This window comes from Hyphomicrobium zavarzinii ATCC 27496 (assembly GCF_000383415.1).
Classification (GTDB): domain Bacteria; phylum Pseudomonadota; class Alphaproteobacteria; order Rhizobiales; family Hyphomicrobiaceae; genus Hyphomicrobium_C; species Hyphomicrobium_C zavarzinii.
In genome coordinates, this window is sequence record NZ_KB911263.1 from 165,004 (window position 1) to 172,986 (window position 7,983).

Sequence of the window (7,983 nt, forward strand, 5' to 3'; positions counted from 1 at the left end):
CCAAACAGCCACCGGCGCGCAGAGCCTCAGCCTTTCCCGGACTTCTCGTCCTTCTTGAAGGTCGAGCCCGCTTCCTTGAACTTCATCAGGTGCGCATCCTCCGCAGAGCCGCGCGTCTCGCCGACGACGCCGAACGGCAACGGCTCGTCCTGCGCATAGCGTTTGCCGAGACGGTAGGCGATCTCCGCGCGCGCGGTCTCGACTCCGAGATAGAAGGCGTGGCCCGCGTCCGATCGCGTCTCGAGATGCGGGTAGAGCTGGAACGGATCGTCGGACACGTGATGTCCGTTCTTGTTGTAGATGTGGATGCCGTCCTCCGCGACCTCGATGCGATAGTTCACGTCGCGGATCTGGGTCGCAAGCGTGCGGATCTCCTCCGGCGTGGAGGCAAAGCCGCGCCGATCCCGAAGCGCCATCAGCCCCATGCCGAAACCCTGCGGCAGCGAGTTGGCCTTCTTGGCCGCGAAATATTCGCGCCGCGCGCGATCGAACTCGCGGATCGCCGTGCGGCAATGCGGGCTCACCTGCACGGCCAGCACCGCCGTGATGTCGAGCTCCGAGCACAGTCCCATCAGCAGCGCATTGATGCCGGTCGTGTCCGCGTCTGTGAGCTCGGTGACGTTACCGATGCCCATCAGGATCGGCACGTCCGGCCGCCGCTTGCGCAGGTCCACATAGCGCGCCACCGAAGCCGCGAACCCGTAGTGGATAGGATCGAGAATGGGATCCGCATAAAAAGGCTTCCCCTTCGCAATCATCATGTCGATGGCGCGATCGAGCGAAGCGGCATCCGCCGCGCCCGCCGAGACCAGGATCGGTACGGCGGGTCCTTCGTCCGCGATGCCGATCGTCTTCTCGGAAAGGCTGAGCAGGAAGTCCGCTCCAGCCTTGGTGGCGCGCGACAGCTCCTCGGCATTGAAGGAATCGACGCTCACCCGCACGCCATCCGCCTGCAGCGCCGCAATCGCCTCCTCGAGATGAGGAAACGGGCTATCCGGCAGGCAGCCGAGATCGATCACGTCCGCGCCGTCCGCCCGCAGCTTCCTTGAACGCTCGACGATCTCCGCCGGGGTCATCAAAGTTGCATCCACGATCTCCGCAAAGATCGTGACGTTCTGCTGGGAGAGATCGACCTTCTCGCGCGCATGCCCGAGATATTCCGGCAGATCGGCCACCTCGTCCGGCCCGCGCTCGAAACGCGTGCCGAAGTGATCCGAGAGGCGGTCCAGATCGCCACGGAAGCGGCCGGGCATCACCACCCGGTCGGCCCCTTCCGGCAATGTCAGGCGCCGCTCCACGATGTCCGTGGTCATCAACGCGGCGACTTTGACGCCGACGTTGGCGACGACGGGATCGAGCTTATCGCTCGCCACCTGCTCAGCCACGCGCTTCACGCGCGGCTCCGCCAGCGACCCGGTTACAAGCACCACACGCTCGGCCATCGCCTGCCTCTCAATCGTCCTCTGCTTTTCTGCTCATGGCACGCCGGCCGCCCCCAGCGCAACGCCACCCGTCATGAGTGGCAGTGTCAGAAGCAGCCGTCGTTAAGGCAAGGCCACCCGCAATGCCCGGAATCAGGCGTCCGGACGGCCTGCCCCATCCGCCAGGCGGGCTGCGGCCGAATCTCCCACCAGCGCCGTGAAATCGCGCCGCCACGTCTCTGCACCTTCGGCGACGGCCCGATAGACCGCCTTTCCGACGGCCTCTCCGATCGCCGTGTGAAGCCCGGCGAACCGCGCGCCGTGCGCCCCCCTGGGCGCCGCCACGACAATGCAATCCGTACCGGTCCCCGTGATGGCCGCGCCCGCCCGGCGCACGTCCGTATCGAGGATGGCGGCCGTCCGCGCCTGAGCCACGATCGAGACCGTCTCGACCAACGCGCCCGGCGTCAGCGGCGAGGAGACATGGACGAGCGTATTGACCGTCCCCGGCAGCCACACCGGCTCGGCACACCGCTCCCCCACACGCTCCCCGTTCGAGAGCCCGACGGTCGCGAGGCACGTCGCCGTCTCCCCCTCCACAGTCGCCTGAAAGAGATGATGGCGCGCGACGTTGCGCGAGGTGATCAGCGTGACGGCGTCCTCGATATGATGATCCCGCATCAGCCGCTCGATGCTCACGAGGGGATCCTCCGAGGCGGGGAGATCCACGTTCCGGACTTCGAGCCACGCCACGCGCTGCGCGTCTTGAAACCCGGGCTTCGTGAGCGACCAGCTCAGCATCGCCTGAGGCGCGTCAAAGGTCGCGACCAGAAGCGGCGCTCGAAATGAGATCGAAAAGGGCAGGTTCAAGCGGGGAGCACTTTCAGCGTGGGAAGTCTCGATCGTAACGGCGGAGACCGTCTCGAAAAAACGCTGGCCGGTCAAGCGAAGGCCGGAACCATGGGGAGAAAACCTGTCCCGCGCCCGCAATTCCGGCGCGCAAGCGCCGCGCCGTGCGAGGCTCCGCCGAAGGGCGCCCATTGACAGTTGCAAATCATTCGCATATGCATAAAGGAGCGATGCAATCCAGGAGTCCTGCATGCAGCCTGCCGCAACGGGAGAAATCCGCCGCTCCATTCTGATGGGAGCGATCGCGGGCTTCATTTTGCTCGCCCTGGCGGCCCTGCTGGCCCCTTCCCGCGCCGCAGACGAAAAGAAGGCCAAGCCCTTCCGCGTCGTCACGACCTTCACCGTGATCCAGGACATCGCCCAGAACGTCGCCGGAACGTCGGCCGTCGTCGAATCCATCACCAAGCCCGGCGCCGAAATCCACGACTACCAGCCGACCCCGCTCGACATCGTCAAAGCCCAGTCCGCCGACCTCGTGCTGTGGAACGGCATGAACCTCGAACGCTGGTTCGAGAAGTTCTTCGAGAACGTGAAGGACGTGCCCAGCGCCGTCGTGAGTGACGGCATCGAGCCCATGGGCATCACCGACGGCCCCTATACGGGCAAGCCCAATCCGCACGCCTGGATGTCGCCCTCCAACGCGCTCGTCTACATCGAGAACATTCGCAAGGCCCTGGTGCAGCATGATCCGGATCATGCCGAAGCCTACAATGCCAACGCGGCCGCCTACGCAGCAAAGATCAAGGAGCTGGACGCCCCGCTCCGCGCCCGCATCGGTGCCATCCCGGAAGCCCAGCGCTGGCTGGTCTCGAGCGAAGGCGCCTTCAGCTATCTGGCCCGCGACTACGACATGCGCGAAGCGTTTCTCTGGCCCATCAACGCCGACGAGCAGGGCACGCCCAAGCAGGTCCGCAAGGTGATCGACCTCGTCCGTGCCAACAAGATCCCTGTCGTATTCAGCGAAAGCACAATCTCCGACAAGGCCGCGAAGCAAGTGGCCAAGGAGACAGGCGCCCGCTACGGTGGCGTGCTCTACGTGGACAGCCTGAGCGCCGCGAACGGCCCCGTTCCGACCTACATCGACCTCCTGAAAGTCACCGTGGAAACGATCGTCGAAGGTTTCACATCTTGACCGAAAGCCTCGAAACGGCCGGCGCGCATCGAAAAAGCCCTGCAACAGGAGTTCCGCCGGGCCGAGCCCCCTCCATCGGCGTCCGCAACGTCACCGTCGTCTACAGCAATGGACACGTCGCCCTCGACGACGTGTCCTTTTCGCTGTCTGCGGGCACCATTTGCGGCCTCGTCGGCGTGAACGGCAGCGGCAAATCCACCCTCTTCAAGTCCATCATGGGCTTCGTGCGCCCGACCCGCGGAGAGATCCGCATTGCGGGCCTTCCCGTCGACGCGGCCTTGAAGGCCAACCTCGTCGCCTATGTCCCCCAAAGCGAGGACGTGGACTGGAACTTCCCCGTGCTCGTCGAGGACGTGGTGATGATGGGCCGCTACGGCCACATGGGCTTTCTGCGCATTGCCTCCAAGGAAGACCGCCGCCGCGTGGACGAAGCCCTCGAACGCGTCTCCATGACGAGCTTCCGCAAGCGCCAGATCGGCGAGCTGTCCGGCGGCCAGAAGAAGCGCGTCTTTCTCGCCCGCGCGCTCGCCCAGCAGAGCCCCATCATCCTGCTCGACGAGCCTTTCACCGGCGTGGACGTCAAGACCGAAAGCGCCATCATCGAGCTCCTGCGGGATCTGCGCGCACGCAACCATCTTATGCTGGTCTCGACGCACAACCTCGGCAGCGTGCCGGACTTCTGCGATCAGGTGGTGCTGATCAACCGCAAGCTGCTCGCGGCCGGGCCCACTGCCACCACCTTCACCCAATCCAACCTGGAGAAGGCGTTCGGCGGCGTGCTGCGTCATTTCAAGCTCGGCGGCTCCGATCTCCATGCGGACGACGACCGCCGTGCCGTCACCGTGCTCACCGACGACGAACGTCCAGTGGTCTTCTACGGCGACCGCAACGATCCGCGCCGCGGCACGGAAGAGTCCAAGAAAGGCCCCTGACCATGGGTGAGCTCCTGGTCCCCTTCGAATACAACTACATGGTCAAGGCCATGTGGGTGAGCGGTCTCGTCGGCGCCACCTGCGCCTTCCTCTCCGCTTACCTGATGCTCAAAGGCTGGTCGTTGATGGGCGACGCGCTCGCTCACTCCATCGTGCCGGGCGTCGCCGGGGCCTATCTCCTCCAGATTCCCTTCGCCGCCGGCGCCTTCTTCGCCGGCCTGCTCGCCGCAGTCGGCATGTGGTTCGTGCGCCAGCAGAGCAAACTGCGGGAGGATGCTGTCATCGGCATCGTGTTCACCGCTTTCTTCGCAGCGGGTCTCCTGCTGGTCTCCATAAATCCAACTGCCGTCAACGTGCAGTCGATCGTGCTCGGGAACATCCTCGGCATCTCTGACGAAGACGCCTTCCAGGTCGTCGCCATCTCCGCGATCTCGCTTTCCGTCCTTCTGCTCAAGTGGAAGGACCTGATGGTCGCCTTTTTCGACGAGGCCCATGCGCGCTCGGTCGGTCTCAACCCGGCGCTGCTCAAGATCCTGTTCTTCACGCTGCTCAGCGCCTGCACGGTGGCCGCGCTGCAAACCGTCGGCGCGTGTCTGGTCATCGCCATGGTGGTAACACCGGGCGCCACCGCCTATCTGTTGACCGACCGCTTCGGCAAGCTCCTCGCCCTCAGCGTGGCGATCGGCGCGGGCACGAGCATCCTCGGCGCCTATCTCAGCTTCTTCATCGACGGCGCGACAGGCGGCGTGATCGTCACCTTGCAGACCCTGCTCTTCCTTGCCGCGTTCTTCCTCGCCCCCAAGCACGGGATGCTGGCCGCCCGCAGGCAGGCCGCGACGTCCGGCGACGCCACGGGAAAAGCCGCGCAATGACCGCCATCCTCGACTTCTTCACCGCGCCCCTCGCCTATGAGTTCATGCAGCGCGCGCTCATTGCGGCCGTTCTCATCGGTGCGGTGTGCTCGGTTCTCTCGTGCTATCTCGTCCTGCGCGGATGGTCGCTGATGGGCGACGCCATTTCCCATGCCGTTCTTCCGGGCATCGTGCTCGCCTTCGTCACCGGCCTTCCCCTGGCTGTCGGCGCCTTCGCCGCCGGCCTCTCCTGCGCGCTGCTCACGGGCTATCTCAAGGAAAACAGCCGCGTGAAAGAAGATACTGTCATGGGCATCGTCTTCTCCGGCATGTTCGGCTTTGGGCTCGTGCTCATGACCAAGGTCGAGACAGACCAGCACCTGAACCACATCCTGTTCGGCAACATGCTGGGCGTCACCTGGCGCGACGTCATGGAAACCGGACTGATCGCCGGCGTGACCCTGCTCATCGTGCTGGCGAAGCGGCGCGACCTCCTCCTCTATTGCTTCGATCCCCAGCACGCCCGCGCCATCGGCCTTCCTGTCCGGCTCATCCACTACGGCCTGCTCGTGCTGCTGTCGCTCACCATCGTCGCAGCGCTGAAGGCGGTCGGCGTCATTCTCGTCGTCGCCATGCTCATAACGCCGGGCGCCACGGCCTACCTGCTCACCGACCGCTTCGAGCGCATGCTCGCCATATCCGCCGCCGTCGCCGTCGGATCGAGCGTGATCGGCACGCTCGTGAGCTTCCACATCGACGGCGCCACCGGTCCCTGCATCGTGCTGATCCAGGCAGCCGCCTTCGTCGCCGCTTTCCTGCTAGCCCCCCGAACCGGCCTCCTGCGCCGAAGGCTCCCGGCGAAGAGCAGCAGCACGCCCTGACGAGACGGGGCCTGCAACCGGCCCTCGCCGATTACAAGCCCCGCACACACGTCTGCCTCGAACGGGCGCTTACCGCCAGGTGATCTGGCCGCCCACACGCCCGCCGACCACGTCGCTGCCCCGTCCGTTTTCCAGCCCCACACCGATGCCGCCCGAGAACGTCACGCGGTCGCCATCGGTGAACACGTTGTAGCCCATCACGCCTTGTGCGCTGAAGCTGAGCGCCTGCGCACCTTCATAGAAGCCCGCGTTGAAGGCGATGCCGAACTTCTCCCCCGCGATCAGATCCGGATTCTCCATGGAGATTGCGAGCGCGATGCCGGATTCGGATTCGTCGAGGCGCTCGAAGATGGAGCCGCCGTCCGTCGCGAGATGCCCGGCCTTGTCCGACGTCACCACTTCGAGCGGACCCGTCTGGCGCGACTTGCTGAGCGCCGACGTGATGCCCGGCGTCGTGTAAGTCTCCGTGCCGCGGCCGATGACGATCTCGTTGAAGGTCGTCGTCTGCGCGCCCGTTCCAAAGGCGGACGAGTTGGAATGCGTCGCCGTCGCGCCCGGACCGACCGCCGTGGCATTCGCGCCGGTGGCCGTGCTGTTGTCGCCGAACGCCGCGCCACCGTTCGAGGCACGCGCGACCCGGCCGATCGCGACGGACCCGGTCGCAACAGCACCCTGGCCGATGGCGATCGCCGCCACGCCGGACGCTGCCGCGTCCGTACCGACAGCAATCGCGTCGTCTTCCGATGCCAGCGTGTTGTTGCCGACCGAGATCGTGCGAGAGGCAACATGTCCGTTCCCAGCGCCTGTGCCGACCGAAACGTTGTCGCTGCCGCTCAATCCATTGCCGGAGCCCACACCGGACGCGACGTTGCGGCTGCCGCTGACGGCGTTGCCTGTGCCGGTGCCCGAAGCCTGGTTGTCGTCGCCCGTCACCACGTTGCCCGTTGCAACGCCGGAAGCGCTGTTCCGATTTCCTCCGACGAGGTTGCCCGACGCGAAGCCGCTGGCCTGATTGTTGTTGCCGCCGACGCCGTTGCCGGAAAGCGCGCCGCTGGCCTGGTTATTGAAACCGGCCACGCCGTTGCCCACGCCGAGACCGCTGGCCTGATTGCCTACGCCGACGACGAGGTTGCCGGAGCCGATGCCGCTCGCCTGGTTGCCGATGCCCGCGACGAAATTACCGGAGAATGCGCCTTGCGCGTAGTTGCTGAAGCCTCCGACGAAGTTGCCAACGCCGAGGCCTTCCGCGCCGTTGTTGTCGCCGCTCACCACGTTGCCCGAGCCCACGCCGCTCGCTTGGTTGCCGTCACCGGTCACGACGTTGCCGGATGCTGTGCCTTCGGCGTTGTTGTCATCGCCCAGCACGACGTTACCGGTGCCCACGCCCTTCGCCGAGTTCCGGCTGCCGCCGACAGCGTTACCCGTCCCGGTCCCCGTCGTGTTGTTGTCAGAGCCCGTGACCACATTGCCCGACCCGACACCCGCTGCCACGTTCCGCGAGCCGGTGACGATATTGCCAGTCCCCGTGCCGGAACCCTGGTTGTCGTCACCCGTCACCACGTTGCCCGACAGCACGCCGTTCGCAGCATTGCGCGAGCCAGTCACGATATTGCCCGTGCCCGTGCCGGTCGTATTGTTGTCGTCGCCGCTCACCGCATTGCCCGACCCGACACCAGCAGCCACGTTCCGCGAGCCGGTCACGATGTTACCTGTGCCCGTGCCGGAACCCTGGTTGTCGTCACCCGTCACCACGTTGCCCGACAGCACGCCGTTCGCAGCATTGCGCGAACCGGTCACGACGTTACCCGTCCCGGTCCCAGTCGTGTTGTTGTCAGAGCCGGTGACCACATTGCCGGA

Annotated in this window: 7 protein-coding genes; 4 read left to right on the top strand and 3 right to left on the bottom strand. The window is 65.6% G+C overall.

Annotated features, from left to right (window positions below):
• Nucleotides 1–26: 26 nt before the first annotated feature.
• Nucleotides 27–1,442 (bottom strand): DUF6513 domain-containing protein, encoded by a 1,416-nt coding sequence (locus F812_RS0120360; RefSeq protein WP_020087831.1) that lies wholly within the window; start codon nt 1,440–1,442, stop codon nt 27–29.
• Nucleotides 1,443–1,574: 132 nt separating this feature from the next.
• Nucleotides 1,575–2,291, bottom strand: coding sequence for an adenosylcobinamide amidohydrolase (locus tag F812_RS0120365; RefSeq protein WP_020087832.1), 717 nt, complete (start codon nt 2,289–2,291; stop codon nt 1,575–1,577).
• Between the two features lie 229 nt (nt 2,292–2,520).
• Between F812_RS0120365 and F812_RS0120370 the strand changes: the two genes are divergently transcribed.
• Genes F812_RS0120370 through F812_RS0120385 form a run of 4 tightly spaced genes read left to right on the top strand, consistent with a single transcriptional unit; the run spans nt 2,521 to nt 6,126 of the window.
• Entirely contained in the window at nt 2,521–3,462 is a 942-nt protein-coding gene (locus F812_RS0120370) for a metal ABC transporter substrate-binding protein (RefSeq protein WP_026868314.1), read from the top strand.
• Nucleotides 3,459–4,394 carry a manganese/iron ABC transporter ATP-binding protein gene (locus tag F812_RS0120375; protein WP_020087834.1) on the top strand — a complete coding sequence of 312 codons (936 nt, stop codon included), beginning with the start codon at nt 3,459–3,461 and terminating at the stop codon, nt 4,392–4,394. The genes F812_RS0120370 and F812_RS0120375 overlap by 4 nt, the downstream gene beginning before the upstream one ends.
• A 2-nt stretch (nt 4,395–4,396) precedes the next feature.
• The gene (locus tag F812_RS24855; protein ID WP_020087835.1) at nt 4,397–5,266 is read left to right on the top strand and encodes a metal ABC transporter permease; all 870 of its coding nucleotides are present in this window, start codon (nt 4,397–4,399) and stop codon (nt 5,264–5,266) included.
• The gene (locus F812_RS0120385; RefSeq protein WP_020087836.1) at nt 5,263–6,126 is read left to right on the top strand and encodes a metal ABC transporter permease; all 864 of its coding nucleotides are present in this window, start codon (nt 5,263–5,265) and stop codon (nt 6,124–6,126) included. Before F812_RS24855 ends, F812_RS0120385 begins: the two co-directional genes overlap by 4 nt.
• Before the next feature lie 69 nt (nt 6,127–6,195).
• Here F812_RS0120385 and F812_RS0120390 read toward each other — a convergent pair.
• The coding region (locus F812_RS0120390; protein ID WP_020087837.1) for a YadA family autotransporter adhesin at nt 6,196–7,983 on the bottom strand (1,788 nt) is incomplete at its 5' end.

Excerpts from the sequence above, each read along its gene's own strand:
- F812_RS0120360 (WP_020087831.1), bottom strand. The coding sequence starts at position 1,442 with ATGGCCGAGCGTGTGGTGCTTGTAACCGGGTCGCTGGCGGAGCCGCGC.
- F812_RS0120370 (WP_026868314.1), top strand. The coding sequence starts at position 2,521 with ATGCAGCCTGCCGCAACGGGAGAAATCCGCCGCTCCATTCTGATGGGA.
- F812_RS24855 (WP_020087835.1), top strand. The coding sequence starts at position 4,397 with ATGGGTGAGCTCCTGGTCCCCTTCGAATACAACTACATGGTCAAGGCC.
- F812_RS0120385 (WP_020087836.1), top strand. The coding sequence starts at position 5,263 with ATGACCGCCATCCTCGACTTCTTCACCGCGCCCCTCGCCTATGAGTTC.